15 protein-coding genes and 9 tRNA genes are annotated in these 16,407 nt (G+C 45.9%); 2 read left to right on the top strand and 22 right to left on the bottom strand.

What is annotated here, in order from left to right:
* Positions 1 to 8: 8 nt before the first annotated feature.
* The 9 genes from ABXS78_RS00815 to sigW form a co-directional block, all read right to left on the bottom strand.
* A complete protein-coding gene (locus tag ABXS78_RS00815) occupies positions 9 to 941 on the bottom strand; it encodes an ABC transporter ATP-binding protein (RefSeq protein ID WP_366248498.1) in 933 nt (310 codons plus the stop codon).
* Positions 942 to 1,049: 108 nt separating this feature from the next.
* Positions 1,050 to 1,682: a response regulator transcription factor gene (locus ABXS78_RS00810; RefSeq protein WP_366248497.1), complete on the bottom strand. Its 633-nt coding sequence runs from the start codon at positions 1,680 to 1,682 to the stop codon at positions 1,050 to 1,052.
* Positions 1,675 to 2,814, bottom strand: coding sequence for a sensor histidine kinase (locus ABXS78_RS00805; protein WP_366248496.1), 1,140 nt, complete (start codon positions 2,812 to 2,814; stop codon positions 1,675 to 1,677). Before ABXS78_RS00805 ends, ABXS78_RS00810 begins: the two co-directional genes overlap by 8 nt.
* A gap of 140 nt (positions 2,815 to 2,954) precedes the next feature.
* On the bottom strand, positions 2,955 to 4,757 hold the full coding sequence (glmS, locus tag ABXS78_RS00800) for a glutamine--fructose-6-phosphate transaminase (isomerizing) (protein WP_366248494.1): 1,803 nt from the start codon (positions 4,755 to 4,757) through the stop codon (positions 2,955 to 2,957).
* Positions 4,758 to 5,167: 410 nt separating this feature from the next.
* Positions 5,168 to 6,517, bottom strand: coding sequence for a phosphoglucosamine mutase (glmM, locus tag ABXS78_RS00795; protein ID WP_366248493.1), 1,350 nt, complete (start codon positions 6,515 to 6,517; stop codon positions 5,168 to 5,170).
* Between the two features lie 28 nt (positions 6,518 to 6,545).
* A complete protein-coding gene (locus ABXS78_RS00790; RefSeq protein ID WP_366248492.1) occupies positions 6,546 to 7,829 on the bottom strand; it encodes a CdaR family protein in 1,284 nt (427 codons plus the stop codon).
* Entirely contained in the window at positions 7,822 to 8,646 is an 825-nt protein-coding gene (gene cdaA / locus ABXS78_RS00785; protein WP_366248491.1) for a diadenylate cyclase CdaA, read from the bottom strand. The genes ABXS78_RS00790 and cdaA overlap by 8 nt, the downstream gene beginning before the upstream one ends.
* A 200-nt stretch (positions 8,647 to 8,846) precedes the next feature.
* A complete protein-coding gene (locus ABXS78_RS00780) occupies positions 8,847 to 9,464 on the bottom strand; it encodes a zf-HC2 domain-containing protein (protein WP_366248490.1) in 618 nt (205 codons plus the stop codon).
* A gap of 13 nt (positions 9,465 to 9,477) precedes the next feature.
* Positions 9,478 to 10,041 (bottom strand): RNA polymerase sigma factor SigW, encoded by a 564-nt coding sequence (sigW, locus tag ABXS78_RS00775; RefSeq protein WP_095220470.1) that lies wholly within the window; start codon positions 10,039 to 10,041, stop codon positions 9,478 to 9,480.
* 212 nt (positions 10,042 to 10,253) lie between these two features.
* Between sigW and ABXS78_RS00770 the strand changes: the two genes are divergently transcribed.
* On the top strand, positions 10,254 to 10,415 hold the full coding sequence (locus ABXS78_RS00770; RefSeq protein ID WP_095224545.1) for an aspartyl-phosphate phosphatase Spo0E family protein: 162 nt from the start codon (positions 10,254 to 10,256) through the stop codon (positions 10,413 to 10,415).
* Between the two features lie 81 nt (positions 10,416 to 10,496).
* Here the strand turns inward: ABXS78_RS00770 and ABXS78_RS00765 are convergent, their stop codons facing one another.
* The 13 genes from ABXS78_RS00765 to ABXS78_RS00705 all read right to left on the bottom strand — a co-directional run bounded on the left by ABXS78_RS00765 (position 10,497) and on the right by ABXS78_RS00705 (position 14,625).
* Positions 10,497 to 10,988, bottom strand: a complete 492-nt coding sequence (locus ABXS78_RS00765) for a hypothetical protein (RefSeq protein ID WP_366248489.1) — start codon at positions 10,986 to 10,988, stop codon at positions 10,497 to 10,499.
* Between the two features lie 59 nt (positions 10,989 to 11,047).
* Entirely contained in the window at positions 11,048 to 12,268 is a 1,221-nt protein-coding gene (locus tag ABXS78_RS00760) for an MFS transporter (RefSeq protein ID WP_366248488.1), read from the bottom strand.
* A gap of 120 nt (positions 12,269 to 12,388) precedes the next feature.
* Positions 12,389 to 13,153 (bottom strand): cytochrome c oxidase assembly protein, encoded by a 765-nt coding sequence (locus ABXS78_RS00755; protein WP_366248487.1) that lies wholly within the window; start codon positions 13,151 to 13,153, stop codon positions 12,389 to 12,391.
* Positions 13,143 to 13,598, bottom strand: coding sequence for a DUF2243 domain-containing protein (locus ABXS78_RS00750; protein WP_095224549.1), 456 nt, complete (start codon positions 13,596 to 13,598; stop codon positions 13,143 to 13,145). Before ABXS78_RS00750 ends, ABXS78_RS00755 begins: the two co-directional genes overlap by 11 nt.
* A 139-nt stretch (positions 13,599 to 13,737) precedes the next feature.
* Positions 13,738 to 13,810, bottom strand: a tRNA-Ala gene (locus ABXS78_RS00745).
* 3 nt (positions 13,811 to 13,813) lie between these two features.
* Positions 13,814 to 13,888 (bottom strand) — tRNA-Gly (locus tag ABXS78_RS00740).
* A 21-nt stretch (positions 13,889 to 13,909) separates the two neighbouring features.
* Positions 13,910 to 13,989 (bottom strand) — tRNA-Leu (locus tag ABXS78_RS00735).
* A 35-nt stretch (positions 13,990 to 14,024) separates the two neighbouring features.
* Positions 14,025 to 14,097, bottom strand: a tRNA-Lys gene (locus ABXS78_RS00730).
* Between the two features lie 27 nt (positions 14,098 to 14,124).
* Positions 14,125 to 14,198: transfer RNA gene (locus tag ABXS78_RS00725), tRNA-Gln, on the bottom strand.
* A 5-nt stretch (positions 14,199 to 14,203) separates the two neighbouring features.
* A tRNA-Tyr gene (locus tag ABXS78_RS00720) sits at positions 14,204 to 14,289 on the bottom strand.
* An 8-nt stretch (positions 14,290 to 14,297) separates the two neighbouring features.
* Positions 14,298 to 14,373: transfer RNA gene (locus ABXS78_RS00715), tRNA-Thr, on the bottom strand.
* A 94-nt stretch (positions 14,374 to 14,467) separates the two neighbouring features.
* Positions 14,468 to 14,543 (bottom strand) — tRNA-Val (locus tag ABXS78_RS00710).
* Positions 14,544 to 14,553: 10 nt separating this feature from the next.
* Positions 14,554 to 14,625, bottom strand: a tRNA-Glu gene (locus ABXS78_RS00705).
* Between the two features lie 329 nt (positions 14,626 to 14,954).
* Between ABXS78_RS00705 and ABXS78_RS00700 the strand changes: the two genes are divergently transcribed.
* The gene (locus ABXS78_RS00700) at positions 14,955 to 16,343 is read left to right on the top strand and encodes an NAD-dependent succinate-semialdehyde dehydrogenase (RefSeq protein ID WP_366248486.1); all 1,389 of its coding nucleotides are present in this window, start codon (positions 14,955 to 14,957) and stop codon (positions 16,341 to 16,343) included.
* Positions 16,344 to 16,407 lie beyond the last annotated feature (64 nt).

The raw sequence follows: 16,407 nt of genomic DNA, 5'->3' as shown, positions 1-16,407 counted from the left end.
ACACCCCTTTAATCTCTCAGCGTACGTCCGGTTAAGTGAAGGAATACATCTTCCAAACTAGGCGATTCCGTATGAAAATGAAGCAATTGGATTTGATGCTGTTCGGTAAGATGAACCAATTTGCTGATCAAGCTGCTGCCTTTTGCGGCTATAATCTTCAGCTGCAATTCAGATACCTCCATTTTACGAACTCCTTCAATGGTCTTTACTTGCTCTACAAAGGCTTCATCAAGCTTATTTAACTCTACCTTTATTTTATCCTCGGTCGACAAGATACTGAGTAATTCATCTTTTGTTCCTGCCGCAATGATCTTGCCATGATCCATAATATATACTCGATCACAGAGCTGCTCTACTTCTTCCATGTAATGACTCGTATAAAGAATTGTCGTTCCATCTTGCTGATTCAGCGCCCGTACAGCTTCCAGGATATGATTTCTCGATTGGGGATCGATACCGACTGTCGGTTCATCCAATATTAAAATCTGCGGGCGATGCATTAACGCTGCTGCTATATTAAGTCTGCGTTTCATCCCGCCAGAATAAGTCTTTACCAAATCCTTTTTACGATCATCCAACCCGACAAATTCCAAAGCTTGCTGAATAGCTATCGCTAGTTCTTTACCTCTCAATTTATAAATCGAGCCAAAAAACTTAAGATTTTCATAGGCGGACAGCTCTTGATATAATGCCAATTCCTGCGGTACCACACCCGAAACCCTTCTGACTTCACCTGGTTTATTAACCGCATTTACACCGTTTAAGATTATCTTTCCGCTCGTCGGCTTGATCAAAGTGGAAATCATGGAAATCGTCGTAGATTTTCCGGCACCATTCGGGCCAAGCAATCCAACTGATTCCCCATCGTTCAAATATAAATTTAAATCCTGCACGACCTTCTTACCCTTAAAGGACTTGCTTAAGTTGATGGTTTCAAGCACGTTTTTGCCTCCTTTAATGTTGTTACTTGCATCATAAATAAAAAAGACCAGAGCCACTACTGACTATGGTCATTCCGCGATTGGGCACTTATTACTTTCGTCACTTTTTTATACAAGGCGGTGACGTATCGCATAAATAGCTAATTGTGTGCGATCCCTCAACTCCAATTTATCTAAAACATGACTCGTCTGGTTCTTGACCGTCCCTACCGACAAGCCTAACCGCTCGGCCACTTCCTTGTTATTCAGTCCCTCACCGATACACTTCAAAATCGCTCTTTCCCTCGGAGTCAGTGTTGGATCAATTTTTCTCTCCTCCTGATTTTGCAGCAGAATCGGCATCACTTTTGATGCCACCTGATCCTCCAAGGATAGGCCGCCGCTCAAGGCGCTTTTAATAGAGCGAATGAGTGATGCTGTATCACCGTTTTTTAGCATATAGCCGCTGACTCCCAGCTTTAAGGCGTTCATCACATACTCGCTATCATCAAAGGTAGTAAGCATTAGAACCTTTATATGAGGGAAGCGAGTGCGGAGGATTTTCGCTGCTTCGATGCCATCCATCACAGGCATACGAATATCCAAAATTGCCACATCAAAAAACTGCTTTTCACATAATCTGACTGCTTCTTTCCCGTTATCCGCTTCCCCTGTCACACTAATTCCCTCGTCCGTTTCGATCATCATCTTTAAGCCTTGACGCACCATCACTTGATCTTCAGCCAATAAAATTTTAATCATCAGAACCGCCCCAGTCTGCTAATCTTATCGTACCTCTCACTAGAAAACGTTGCGCCTCATAATCAATCTCCAGCGAACCGCCCACTTTTTCTAAACGCTCCCGCATCGCCTTCAACCCATAACCTTCTTGAAAATAGCGATCATGCGTTGTTGCGTTAATCACTTCAAACCGAAAGATGCTTCCTCCAGGAGACTCAAAAATGACTTGCGCCTCTCTTGTAGAACTATGCTTCATAATATTCGTCAATGCCTCTTGCACCGCACGATAAATCGCGAATGACTGCTCACCAGTCAAAGGAGCCGCAAACGCCCCATGCTTTACCGAAAAGTTGATCTTCATGAAACTCTCTGTCTCTAATTTCCGAATCAGCCGAATAACACCCTGTAATCCGCCCACTTCATGTTGCTTGAATGACCGCACCGCCTGCCGCGTTTCCTCCAGACTTTGTTCAGCCAGTTCTTTCAGCTTCTCAACCGTTTCCTTATCCTTCTCAGCAGCCGTTAAACGAAAAGCTTCAAACTGAAACAGCAGCGCCGTCAGCTTATGCCCAACTGAATCATGAATCTCATGTCCAATCAGCATCCGCTCATCCTGTCTCGCTTGCTGCTCCTCTACAAGAAGCTGCCTCTTCATTCTTCTGTATTCTTCCAGTAAGGCTTCATTGCTTAATCGTGCCTCTTTTTCTCGATTATGTATAACTTGATGATAAAGCAAAGCAACTACAAGTAAAAGATAATATAATGCACTCCAGTATAATTGCGAAGGAGTGACTGTTGACATCATTAAAATCACCGCAGCACTCAAAATTTGCACAGAAAATACAATTAAACTTTTAATTCGAGAAAGATAAAAAGCCGCTTCAGCCATTATCAAGGATTGTATAAGAATTGCAAATAAGCTTAATTCGTTGTTTATAGGGTAGAAGATGAGAATTGTCAGTAGTGCTTGTGTACAGAATAATAGGGTTTGTATTAGCGGCTTTTCTTTAAAAAGCGGCACTATGAATAATAGAATAAAAAAGACACTTATACCTGTTAGTCGTCCTACAGTTAGAAATGCGGCATATTCCCAATAGGCTAAAGTCCAGACAACAAAGTAAATGGAAAGCCATATAAAATACGTTTTCTTCATATAAAGTCCCTCCTTTCTTTTTCTCGAAAAAAAAGCACCATACTCATAAATAATAAGTATGGTGCTTCTCTGTTTGTATTGTATATACGCTAAGAACGAATTCCATAGCGAATGAGATATTGTGCGTTAACTGGTAAGACTTATTCCACCGTTACACTCTTAGCCAAGTTACGTGGCTTATCAACATCCGCACCACGCTGTACAGCTGCATAGTAAGCAAGCAATTGAAGCGGTACGACACTTGCAAGTGGTGTTAATAGCTCATGCACTGCTGGGATGACGAAGGCGTCTTCGTCATGCTCCAAGCCTTTCATGCTGATGAGCAATGTGTTGGCACCGCGTGCGTTTACTTCCTGTACGTTACCACGGATGGAGTGGTTCAGGGAGCTTTGTGTCGCTAGTGCGATTACTGGTGTGCCTTCTTCGATCAAGGCGATAGTTCCATGTTTCAGTTCTCCTCCAGCGAAGCCTTCTGCTTGGATGTAGGAGATTTCTTTCAATTTCAATGAACCTTCGACGCAGACGAAGTAATCGACACCGCGGCCGATGAAGAATGCGTTGCGGGATTCACTTAGATAGCTTTGTGCTAGTGTTTCGAATGTTTCTTTTTGATCTGTCAGTACTTCCATTGCGTTCGCAACGATCGCAAGCTCCTGAAGCGGGTTGAAATCAAGTGTGATTTCTTTGCCTTTTGCTGCGTCTACAGCTAGCAATAGCATAACTGCCATCTGTGCTGTATATGCTTTAGTAGAGGCTACCGCGATTTCTGGGCCAGCATAAAGTGGCAATGTGAAGTCTGCTTCACGAGAAAGGGTGGATCCTGGCACGTTTGTGATTGTAAGTGCTGGGTGTCCGAGTTCTTTGATTTTCACCAATACGGCTCTGCTGTCAGCAGTTTCACCTGATTGGGAAAGGAATATGAATAATGGCTTCTCAGATAGAAGCGGCATATTGTAGGCGAATTCACTTGCGATATGCACTTCAACCGGAATTTTAGCCAGGTTTTCAATGAATTGTTTACCGACTAGTCCAGCGTTGTAGCTTGTTCCTGCTGCTACGATGTAAACACGGTCTGCATTTACCATCGCGTTACGGATAGCAGGTTCCATTTTAATTTGTTCCGCTTCATCCTGGTAGTGCTGGATGATTTTACGGATAACGAATGGCTGCTCATCTGTCTCTTTCAGCATGAAGTGATCGTATGTGCCTTTTTCTGTATCGGCTGCATCGATTTCCGTTTTGAAGCTATCGCGTTCTACTGTCGTACCGTCAAGCAGCTGGATTTCCACGCTGTCACGGCGAACGATAACGATTTCTTTGTCACGGATCTCTTTGTACGTATCTGTTTCGCGAAGTGTTGCCATCGCGTCACTTGCTACGACGTTGAAGCCTTCGCCGATACCTACAAGCAATGGGCTTTTATTTTTTGCCACAAAGATTGTTTCTTTATCGTCTTTATCGATCATTGCAAGGGCATAAGAACCAGTAAGCAAGCTGACCGCTTTACGGAATGCTGCTGCTGTATCCCCTGTCTCTTCATACATTTTCTCTACAAGCTGTACAACGATTTCTGTATCGGTATCACTTTTCAATGTTACGTCAGAAAGATACTCTTTACGGATGTCGACATAGTTCTCGATTACACCGTTATGCACAATCGTGAATTTGCCAGAAGCGCTTTGGTGCGGGTGCGCGTTGTCTTCGTTCGGTGCACCATGTGTCGCCCAGCGTGTATGGCCGATTCCCATTGTGGATGAAACGCTATGATCTACTTTTTCACGCAATGCAGCAATGCGCCCTTTTACTTTGAAAAGGTTCACGCCTTGCTCATTTTCGATTGCGATACCAGCTGAATCGTATCCGCGATACTCCAGCTTCTCTAGTCCGTTAAGCAATACTTCCTTCGTATCATTCTGTCCAATATATCCTACAATTCCACACATGTCGTTGTTGTCCTCCTCAAGACTTGGAAGGGGCAAACGAACGGCCTGCGCTAAGCTTAGGGGCGTTGTTTGCCCCTTTCTCGTTTTATCTATTTTTCACATCTTGTTTTGTCCTTATCCAGAGAGTCGCCTCTCTGCTTTCAGCTCTAAAACATGACGACTGAGATGTGTGCAATCGGGAGGCATCCGCCGAATGGTTCGATAAACCTCCACCTCGTCAACTTACCCCACCGCTCGGGATAAGTCCTGGCGCTTTTATGATGTTGTAACCTCTATCCTCACTTTCCTGCTCGAATGACTAACCTCTTCATTTTACATGAAGGAAATCATGTTGGTCAATTCTTTCTTGCATGTAAATAAAGTATGCGCAAAGGTAGTGTTCCGTTCCCCTGCGCATACATACTTTGGTTTTATTTAGTTCCCAGTACTTGTTCGATGACAGCAACAACTTTATCTGCATATTTCTCACAGTCTTCTTTCGTTGGTGCTTCCACCATTACCCGTACAAGCGATTCCGTACCGGAAGGTCGTACAAGAACGCGTCCTTGATCACCAAGCTCCTGCTCAACTTCTGCGATGGAGTCAAGGATTTGCTGGTTCACAAGTGCCTCCTGTTTATCTGTTACCGGCACATTTTTCAGGATCTGCGGGAAGATCTCTACTTCTTCAGCAAGCTCGGACAGCTTCTTGCCTGTTTCTTTCATAACATTGATCAGCTGCAATGCTGCCAGCATCCCATCACCAGTTGTCATGTAATCCAGGAAGATGATATGACCGGATTGCTCACCGCCAAGATTGAAATCACCGCGGCGCATTTCTTCCATCACATATCTGTCGCCGACAGCTGTCTTGTTGCTCTTGATATTATGCTTATCCAGCGCACGGTAGAAGCCGATATTACTCATGACGGTCGATACAACTGTGTTGTGACGCAAACGTCCATAATCGTTCAGGAATTTAGCACAGATGTACATGATTTTGTCACCATCGACGATTTGTCCTTTTTCATCGATAGCGATCAATCTGTCACCATCACCATCGAAGGCAAGTCCGACATCTGCTTCTTTTTCCAGAAGGAAATCACGCAATGTTTCTGGATGCGTGGACCCGACGTTTTTATTGATATTCAATCCATCAGGCGATGAACCAATCGAAGAGATATCCGCTTCCAGATCCGCAAACAAGTGAGTCGCAATGGAAGAAGTTGCTCCATGGGCACTGTCAATCGCAATGTGAAGCCCTTCGAAATCGTTATCGATCGTACCTTTCAAGTATTGAATATACTTTTGGCCGCCTTCGAAATAATCATTGATCTGACCTAGGTCAGCTCCGGATGGACGAGGCAGTTCATCTGTCTCTGCATCGATCAACTGCTCAATTTCGTTCTCCTGCTCATCAGAAAGCTTGAAGCCATCCGGACCGAAGAACTTGATTCCGTTATCCTGTACAGGGTTATGGGAGGCAGAAATCATAATACCTGCAGCTGCTCCCATATTCTTTGTAAGATAAGCAACACCTGGTGTACTGATGACACCGACGCGCATTACCTCAGCCCCGATGGACAGGAGGCCCGCAACTAGCGCTCCTTCAAGCATTTCACCAGAAATACGTGTATCCCTGCCGATCATCACTTTTGGTCTGTCTTCACTTGTCTTTGTCAGCACATAGCCGCCATATCTGCCTAGCTTGAAGGCCAGCTCCGGGGTGAGCTCCTCATTCGCAATCCCCCTGACGCCGTCCGTTCCAAAATATTTTCCCATTGTTACCTCTCCTTCACATGGCTCACAGTCACTGTGTCTGTGTATCTGTATTCGTATCTTCTTCACTCGTTGCATTTTCTGCGGATTGAACAGTTATTGTGGCTTCGTCCTGGCTCGGGGTAAGCTCGATGTTCTGAGGTCCTGATACATCGATCTGGACTGTCTGCTCCCCTTCTTCCAGGCCGCTTCCATCAATTGTCGCCGTAATATCGTCAGCCGACAAGCCTTCGATTTCACTCTGCGCTCCACTTACTGTTACATCGATCTGCTCATTCTGCGGATCTGTTAGCGTTGCTTCCAGATCATCAGGCAGGTCTTCGATTGTAACCGGAACGTTCTCGATTGTCGTCTCGCTCGTTTCTTCCAGCTCGATATCAACTGATACCTGCTCGTCACTTGCTGAGCGTACATTATCCGGCAGCTGCAAGTCCGCATCTATCGTCTGGTTCTCAGTCACCTTGGACAAATCAATCTCTTCGGTACTGATCGAATCGATACCATCCAATGTATCCTGAGGTGCATAGATTGTCACTTCCTGTTTTTCAGGTGTGAGCGAAGCAACAGACACATCATCTGGCGCTTGCCCCTTTGTCTTTACTTCTACAGGGACAGTCTTGCTCGGATTGCTCACCTGCACCGAAACTTCGACTGTTTCCGGCTGTACATTCACACTCAGCTCATTGCCCTGGGCGTCATATACTTTTACAGGCGCTTCCCTGCTATTAATGTCAGCATCTATTTCTGTCAGATCCACATAAGCACGCACACTGGCAATTTGGTCGATGACCTCTTGTGTACTTACGATTGAAACCGTCTGAGGTTCCACAGTGGAGCTGTCAACTTGGAATCCTGCTGCCATTTGGTCTTCATTGGTATAGCCTACGTTTACGTTAAATTGCTGTGAAGCTTTTTCTTGAATTGTCACCTCAATCGAGGCTGGCTGCATATATACCTGCAGGTTGTCCGAGACATTTTCGTAATGCAGCTTCACTGTATGCGTGCCGGTATCCAGATCTCTCAGATCGACATACGCTTCATAGTTCTTCTGCTGTATCGCTGCCGTTACATCACTTGCCGGCCCGACAAGCTGCATCGATACATACTCCGGAACGCCGCTGACAACATATTTCGAGTCATCGATCCGGATGCCGACAGGTGCATCCACTGTGTTTGTTTCATCCGAGCTGGTGATCGGAACCTCACCCGCACGGTTATCTACGTCCGATTCCGCACTTACATAGGCATAGAGAAGGACAGCAAACACAAGCGATACAACACGCAATGTCCATGGACTCTTCAGCCATTTATCCATTCTTACCCCTCCATCTTCTCGCCTTGGAACCGGAAGCTGGTACGCCTACTTCTCTATCGAGGATCTCTTTCAAAGCATCTGGCGTGATGTCACGGAACAACTCTCCGTTCTTCGTACAGGAAATCGCCCCTGTCTCCTCTGAAACGATGATTGTCAGTGCATCTGTCACTTCACTGATCCCCATAGCCGCCCGGTGACGCGTCCCAAGTTCCTTGGAAATGAACGGACTCTCCGATAGCGGCAGGTAGCAGGCAGCCGCTGCAATCTGGTTTTCTTTCAGAATGACAGCTCCGTCATGCAATGGCGTATTCGGGACGAAAATATTCGTGAGCAGTTCGAATGTCAGGTGACCATTCACCGGAATTCCTGTCTCGATATAATCTCCCATACCTGTCTCGCGTTCAATCGTGATCAGCGCACCGATTCGCCGCTTCGCCATGTAATTACAGGACTTTACAATCGCTTCTATGTTCTTATTCGTTTGTTCTTCCTCCGATCGCACGTTCCGGGAGAAGAAGCTGCCTCGTCCGAGCTGCTCCAAAGCACGCCTGATCTCCGGCTGGAACAAAACGACGATGGCCACGAATCCCCACGTAATCGCCTGCGAGCTCAGGAAGGCGAGCATCGGGAAGTCGAGTATCTGCTCACTGCTCAAGAAAGCGATTATAACAACGATGAAGATCCCCTTCAGCAGCTGAATCGCTTTCGTTCCCCTTATGAGCATTAAGACTTTGTAGAAAATGAACCATACTGCTGCAATGTCCACGATAATCCGCAGTATGGATAATATAGAAAGTTCACTTAATCCCCCAAACATGGATACACGTCCTTTTATATATGAATAGCTCGAATTTCTTCGTACATTATAGCACAGTTCCCCTTTAACAGTCGCTTACCAACAGAGGGAGTAATTTAACCTTACTGTCCCCTGTTATCTTAACGTAATACAGGCTTGTACTGCCAATGATATAAAGGTAAAAAAAAGAGAGCCCTCTTACAAGCAGCTCCACTCTAACATTAAAATGTAACTAATTCTTTTATATGATACCAAGCCCAGCCGAATATCCGGTCAATTTCCTGATATTCACCTGATATATTATCAACAGAAGCCATATTCACATTAGCACCAGGATCTTCGACGAGGTCGCCATTGATGATGGTGACATCGCCATCCACCTGACCCCTTATATCCAAATCACCGTTTTCGACAACCAGGTCCCCCTTGACTGTGACGCCCTCCGGTACAATGACGAGATCATTCTCTACTATCAAACCCTCTTGCTTCGATACACTTACACTGCTATCACTATTCCAAGCAGATAATCCGCTTGTGAACATGAATAGGAAGAATACTGCAGCAGCTGTGATGACAGGGTGCGTACGGAACCACCTCATATATCCGACGCGCTTCTTTTCTTTCGGCAAGTTCGCCATGACACTGGCGGTGAAGCCGGCCGGTGCACTCAACTCATAGGCAGCGCCGCTAAGCAGGCTTTCCGTCTGTTTGAGCTCACGGTAATGCTGATTACAATCTGGGCAGGTCTTCAGGTGCTCCCGAAGCTGCTGTGCTTCTTCCTCCGAAGCGTCTCCATCCAGATACAGATGCATAAGCGCAAGGCTTTCTTCGCAATTCATGTGTTACCCCCCTTTATACGTGGCGCAGTTTTTTCCGTAGTAGCTCTCTGCCACGGTGGATACGCGTCTTCACTGTCCCGAGCGGCAGGTCCAGGATTTCGCCGATCTCCGCTAATGATAAATCATCCAGGAACCGCAATACGATAACACTGCGGTACTTTGGCGGAAGGGACAATATTTCCTTGTGGATATAACTTTGAAGCTCCATGCTTTCGACTTCTTCCTCAGGCAGTGCCTGATCGGCCGCCAGCTGGGAATACATATCCAACCCCTCTGTTCCCTTCACCTCGGCATCCAGATGAAAATCAGGCTTTTTCTTCCGCAGACGATCGATGCTCAAATTCGTTGCGATCCGGTAAAGCCATGTGGAGAATTTCCGGTTCTCGTCAAAAGAATGGATGTTGGTGTAAGCACGGATAAATGCCTCTTGGGCGATATCCTGCGCTTCGTGGCTGTCTCCGACCATTCGGTATACGATATGGTACACCTTGTTCTGATAAAAGGAAACAATTTCCTCGAAGGCCGCATGATCACCCTTCTTGACGTTTTTTATATGATATTTTATGATGTTCTCCATGAAAATCCTCCCGCCTAACTGCGGCTTCTTGATAACGAATGACGTTCCGAAAAGGTTTCACTTTCCCAAAAAAATATCTTATTTCAAACCTTAAAGTGGGCCAGCAACAGTTTTTTCTTGTTTTTTATATTTTTTTAAAAAAATGACGTTTTAAATAAAAGAGCAAAGGGTAATCTTATCAGCAAATAGTATATCAGATTCTGGAGGTCAAAATGGTTACATTAGACAATCTTTTGGAAAAAATCGAACAGACGCGCAATCATATGCTAAACCTTTCACGCCGCATGCCACTTACATCCGAAGCAGTTGTCACAGCAAGCGTACAGCTGGATGATCTATTGAATGAATATGAAAAGCAGAGAAAAAACATGTAGTGCCAATTAACAGCCTGTAAGGGAAGCTGTTAATTTTTTTTTTGCATAAAAAAAGCACGTACACGAGGTACGCACTTTCTATTAATGGCGATCTTCTGCCCAAGCACCTTGTTTAAGGAAGTAAGCTTTCACATCGTTATGAAAACCGACACTCGCCTCAAGCGGGAAAGCATCCCCGCCTGCTCGCTTGTAGCAGTCAGCAAACCAGGCAATCATCACCTGTTCATCCGCTTTTTCAACAGCGTCCTCCTGCAGTTCACGGAAAGCTTCGAATGCATCACTAGCCGTATCCGGCAGCTGGAAGTACGGAATCTCCTCTGCCACTTCTTCACTTCCGCCAGCGTATTTATCGCCCATTTCATCATAATAGCGTTCATTACCATCTGCATCGAGTGCATAATACATGATCGTCAGCTCAAAAGCCATCGGCTCCTTGAACATACGAAAAGCAATTTTCTCCACTTCCGGGAGGAAAGGCAGCTGGAAAATCTGCTTCAATTCGTTTATTACATCCTCCGAATGCTTCTCCAAGGTGACACTCACTGCCTCCGTATAATCTTGTATGGTAAACAAAGCGTTACCCCTCCTTCTTACTCTCGCTCTACTTTACCATACAGGAGTGTAAGAACGCATCAAGCAAGCGTCTTACCCTTCGTTTCTTCTCCAAGGAGCCAAACTGCCGCTGCAGCAACGAGAACTGTTACACAGAATAGAAGGAAAACAGTGCTGACAGATATACCTAACGCGCCTCGATATCCAATCAGCAATGGCCCCAGGATTCCACCGATCCTCCCGGCAGTTGCTGCGATCCCCGAGCCTGTTGCACGGATAGCAGTAGGATACTGCTCAGGGGTATAAGCGTATAAAATACCGTAAGCTCCCAGATTGAAGAACGAAAGCAGCATGCCCGCTGTCAGCAGCATGCCTGCTGACTCCGCATTACCGAACAGCACTGCGCTGATAGCCGTACCTACCAGATAAATGATAAGTATCGGCTTCCTTCCTACCTTCTCAATCAGCCAAGCAGCAGAGAAGTAACCTGGCAGCTGGGCGAGTGTCATGATTAAGACGTACTCGAAGCTTCGCACCATATCGAATCCCTTTTCTACCATCACACTCGGCAACCACAGAAACATGCCATAGTAGCTGAGCATAATGCAGAACCAAACAATCCAGAGCATCAGGCTTCGTTTAGCAAATCCTTTCGCCAGCAATTGACGGATACCCGACATGACAGAAGTTTTTTGTTTCAGCTTCGTATAAGACGGTGAATCCGGCAGATTCTTACGGAGAAAGACTGCGAATAACGCAGGTATAGCTGTCAGCAAGAGAGCAACTCTCCAGCCGTAATCCGGGATGACGAAGTAAGAGATAATTGCCGCAAGCAGCCAGCCGACAGCCCAGAAGCTCTCCAGCAGCACGACCATGCGCCCTCGTCTCTCTGGTGCTACAGACTCCGACACTAATGTAGATGCAACCGGCAGCTCCCCGCCGAGTCCTGCACCGATAAAGAAGCGCAGCACAACGAAAATAAAGTAAGAAGCTGCCAAAGCGGATAATCCGCTCGCTATGGAGAAAATCAAAATCGTGATCATAAAGACCGTCCGCCGGCCTACACGGTCCGCCATAATTCCGAAAACAAATGCCCCAACAGCCATTCCGATGCTATTGATACTGCCAATCCAGCCCGCTTGCTGGGATGATAATCCCCAATCCAATGTCAGCGCCGTAATAATAAAAGATAAAATACCAACATCCATTGCATCAAACAACCAGCCTGTTCCGACAATCCCGAGCAGCTTTCGTTCTGAAATCGGTTTAGTTGTTTTATGACCTGCTACTGTTCGTTCCATTCCAGCACCTCTGCGAAAAGTATTATGTGACACATTAAGTTTACAGGTGTCTTGACACTTTGTAAATCGGTTACAGCGGTATTTTTACCAAAAATAGCAGCAATCATCAAAAAAGCTGCCTTACTCGGCAGCTTTTGCAGCAGATAATGAAGTTTTAGGCGCAGCCGCTTGATACCATTGCCAGCACAAAATGACGATTATAGTGAGATCGATCAGATCACCGCCATAGTACATTAACATTGCTCCCTGCCGCGCATCAGCAGGAGCTATGCCCATAGGCGGATTCGCGTACAAATACTTCGACAGTATGCCGTGTCCTGCAAGGGCAAAGACAAATACGATCACCCGGTAAAGATAGCTCTTCCGGTATGGGACGGGATCTGTATACAACATAGCCAGCGTGAATAAATAACCCGCAGCAAATACATGCAGATGGACCAGCATCGAAACCAAGGCTGATTCATGCATGAGATGGAATAGGTGCGTTGTATAGAGAAGCCATAGACCTCCGATATTCAGTACGGCTGCAGTGATCGGATGAATGAGGAAACGTGCATATCTGCTGCGAAAAACACGAGAGACTGACCTTGCTCCCGATTGCGAAAGCGCGCGCAGGAGCAAGGTTACAGGCTGCGATAAGATGAGCAGCAAGGGTCCAAGCATCCCGAGCAGCAAATGCCCAATCATATGATAGACAAAGCTATGGTGCGCATGCATTGCTATTGGCCCTGCAACAGCCTGAAGGCCGATTACAATGCCGCTTACAAATAACACAAGCTTGCGCAGCGGCCAGGTTTTGAAGCGCTTCGCAGAATACTTCATTGCCAGCAGATAAGACAGTATACAGCAGGAGGCTATAATCAGAGCTAATCTTTCAACGTACATGCTCTTTCCCCCTCGAAAGACGGATACACCAAATACCCGCTGCTATCAACAGGACAGCGATTATGTTCCAAACCAAGTCATAATAGAAGATATCGACTCCATAACGAATCTGGTGAATGCGGAACAACTTATGCTGAATCAGGCCATCATACAGCTGGAAGACACCACTTCCCACCAAAACAGCACCACTCCATCTAAGTGGAATAAGACCTCTGCGTCTGCGAAGATCAGCAAAAAGGAACAATCCTCCAACCGTCGCAAACCAGCTCAGCGCATGAAAGAAACCATCCGATACAAGCCCCAAAGTCGTAGAAGACAAATCGTAAAAATGATGCCAATGCAAAAGCTGATGAAACACAGCTTCATCGATGAATGCAACCAGACCAACACCGAACATAAATCCAGAAAAGATATTCCTGCGTTTATATGTAGATCTATCCTCCATTCGTATCCTCCTACCAAAAGACTTTTATCTAAACTGTTTCCCGATTGGCTTAAGAATAAACAAAAAGGCATAGGAGATTTACTCCTATGCCTGAAAAATGAAAAAAAAAACCGCCCAGATGGACGATTTTTCATATGAGTGGAGCCTAGCGGGATCGAACCGCTGACCTCCTGCGTGCAAGGCAGGCGCTCTCCCAGCTGAGCTAAGGCCCCATATGGAGCGGAAGACGGGATTTGAACCCGCGACCCCCACCTTGGCAAGGTGGTGTTCTACCACTGAACTACTTCCGCTCAGCAGTATAGTAATGATGATGCGGGTGGAGGGACTTGAACCCCCACGCCGAAGCACTAGATCCTAAGTCTAGCGTGTCTGCCAATTCCACCACACCCGCGTAATAGAAACAGTTACTGGAACTGATCTATAAAGTGAGCCATGAAGGACTCGAACCTTCGACCCTCTGATTAAAAGTCAGATGCTCTACCAACTGAGCTAATGGCTCAAAAACATTCTATTGAAAAGAAGTAAATGGCTGGGCTAGCTGGATTCGAACCAACGATCACGGGACCAAAACCCGTTGCCTTACCGCTTGGCTATAGCCCAATAAATGGTGGAGGGAGTAGGACTCGAACCTACGAACCCGATGGGAGCGGATTTACAGTCCGCCGCGTTTGGCCAACTTCGCTATCCCTCCAGCATAAGTGGTGCCGGCCAGAGGACTTGAACCCCCAACCTACTGATTACAAGTCAGTTGCTCTACCAATTGAGCTAGACCGGCAAGTTATTTAATTCATTGACTCGAACGTCACGAATGATATCATATCATTATCCAAACAACTTGTCAACACTTTTTAATTACTTTTTTAAGCAAGTGGTGGAGGATGACGGGCTCGAACCGCCGACCCTCTGCTTGTAAGGCAGATGCTCTCCCAGCTGAGCTAATCCTCCAAAAACTTGATGACCCGTACGGGATTCGAACCCGTGTTACCGCCGTGAAAGGGCGGTGTCTTAACCGCTTGACCAACGGGCCAGGATGTCTGTTTTTCATCGTTACGTTTTTCGTAACTCGAAACTGACAAGAGTTATTATATACAGGAATGCAAGGCTTTGTAAACCCACTTTCTTAATTTCTTTTAATTCAGATAATTAATCAGTAGATTACACCCCTTCTCTCTTGCCAAAAACCCCGTTACATCAACGTTTATAGCTATTTTTATCACTTCTGTTCTTCTTGCATATTTTCCTCTCAAAACAGGAATATAAACATGAACATCAAAAATTGTGAGCATTTTTTTGTCTGATAGAAAAAATCCTTGTTATGCTTTTACTATGAAATAAACAAGAAAAGGGGCGTTCGACATGACTGAAACATTCGATGTAACGAATCCAGCCACCGGTGAATTGATCAAAAGAGTAACAATCGATTCAGAAGAAGCAATAAACGAGAAAATAGAAAAAATCAATCAAGCCTTCCCTTCCTGGTCCCGAACTTCTGCAACGGAACGCAGTAAGCTCCTCCGCGCTTGGCATGACAAGATGATAGAAAACAAAGCAGAGCTTGCTGCATTGATGACAGAAGAAAACGGCAAGCCGCTAAAAGAGTCAGAAGGTGAAGTATTATATGCAGCTGGCTATATCGAATGGTTTGCAGAAGAAGCAAAACGTGTATACGGCCGTACCATCCCTGCCTCCACTACCGATAAGCGTTTGCTGGTAACTCGGGAAGCAGTCGGTCCAGTAGCCGCAATCACACCTTGGAATTTCCCAGCAGCAATGATTACAAGAAAAGCTGCTCCAGCATTAGCTGCGGGCTGTACATTCATTATCAAACCCGCACCAGATACACCGCTGACAGCCATACGGTTAGTCGAAATGGCTCATGAAGTCGGAATTCCGGAAGACGTTATCCAATATGTAAATGCTGATGGCGAGATGGTAGGGAAAATCTTCACCGAGCACCCTCATATCCGGAAGATTTCCTTTACCGGCTCTACTCCTGTCGGCAAACTGCTCATGAAACAGAGCGCCGATAGTGTCAAGCATGTATCCATGGAGCTCGGCGGACATGCTCCGCTTATTGTTGATGAGTTTGCAGATATTGACCGTGCTGTGAAGCATGCCCTGGCATCAAAATTCCGGAACGCGGGACAGACATGTGTTTGTGCCAATAGACTGCTCGTCCACGAATCCATAAAAGACGAATTTACAACAGCCTTCACTAAAGCTGTATCCGAAATGAAGGTAGGTCTTGGTACAGAAGAAGGTGTAGCAATCGGCCCTGTCATCAATAAGAAAGGCTTTGATAAAATTGTGGCTCAAATTGATGATGCAAAGTCCAAAGGCGCTAAAGTCCTTACTGGCGGCACGTATAATGCAGATGCCGACAAAGGCTACTTCTTCGTCAATCCGACTGTTCTTGATCACGTAACGGATGACATGGACATCATGCATGAGGAAACATTCGGGCCAGTTGCTCCGATTACCACTTATACAGAAATCGATGAAGCGATTCGTCTGGCAAATGATACACCATATGGCTTGGCGGCATACTTCTTCACAGAAAACTATCGCCGCGGACTGTATATTGCCGAGAACCTGAAATATGGTATTGTCGGCTGGAATGACGGCGGTCCATCTGCCGTTCAAGCTCCATTTGGCGGTATGAAGGAAAGCGGCGTCGGCCGCGAAGGCGGAATCGAAGGAATTGAGCCTTATCTGGAAACAAAATATATCTCAATCGGTATATAAAAGAAGGACCCGTCACTGACGGGTCCTTCTTCTTATATCTTTAGCATTAGTTGTCACTGCAGCA

It is taken from the genome of Terribacillus aidingensis, assembly GCF_040703035.1.
In the GTDB taxonomy this organism is placed as follows: Bacteria; Bacillota; Bacilli; order Bacillales; family Amphibacillaceae; genus Terribacillus.
The sequence above is the reverse complement of the archived record's forward strand: the minus strand, read 5'-3'. Positions and strand labels throughout refer to the sequence as shown.

Excerpts from the sequence above, each read along its gene's own strand:
- ABXS78_RS00810 (WP_366248497.1), bottom strand. The coding sequence starts at position 1,682 with ATGATTAAAATTTTATTGGCTGAAGATCAAGTGATGGTGCGTCAAGGC.
- ABXS78_RS00790 (WP_366248492.1), bottom strand. The coding sequence starts at position 7,829 with ATGGATAAATGGCTGAAGAGTCCATGGACATTGCGTGTTGTATCGCTT.
- ABXS78_RS00805 (WP_366248496.1), bottom strand. The coding sequence starts at position 2,814 with ATGAAGAAAACGTATTTTATATGGCTTTCCATTTACTTTGTTGTCTGG.
- ABXS78_RS00700 (WP_366248486.1), top strand. The coding sequence starts at position 14,955 with ATGACTGAAACATTCGATGTAACGAATCCAGCCACCGGTGAATTGATC.
- ABXS78_RS00755 (WP_366248487.1), bottom strand. The coding sequence starts at position 13,153 with ATGTACGTTGAAAGATTAGCTCTGATTATAGCCTCCTGCTGTATACTG.
- ABXS78_RS00770 (WP_095224545.1), top strand. The coding sequence starts at position 10,254 with ATGGTTACATTAGACAATCTTTTGGAAAAAATCGAACAGACGCGCAAT.
- glmS (WP_366248494.1), bottom strand. The coding sequence starts at position 4,757 with ATGTGTGGAATTGTAGGATATATTGGACAGAATGATACGAAGGAAGTA.
- ABXS78_RS00780 (WP_366248490.1), bottom strand. The coding sequence starts at position 9,464 with ATGAATTGCGAAGAAAGCCTTGCGCTTATGCATCTGTATCTGGATGGA.
- sigW (WP_095220470.1), bottom strand. The coding sequence starts at position 10,041 with ATGGAGAACATCATAAAATATCATATAAAAAACGTCAAGAAGGGTGAT.
- glmM (WP_366248493.1), bottom strand. The coding sequence starts at position 6,517 with ATGGGAAAATATTTTGGAACGGACGGCGTCAGGGGGATTGCGAATGAG.
- ABXS78_RS00760 (WP_366248488.1), bottom strand. The coding sequence starts at position 12,268 with ATGGAACGAACAGTAGCAGGTCATAAAACAACTAAACCGATTTCAGAA.
- ABXS78_RS00750 (WP_095224549.1), bottom strand. The coding sequence starts at position 13,598 with ATGGAGGATAGATCTACATATAAACGCAGGAATATCTTTTCTGGATTT.
- cdaA (WP_366248491.1), bottom strand. The coding sequence starts at position 8,646 with ATGTTTGGGGGATTAAGTGAACTTTCTATATTATCCATACTGCGGATT.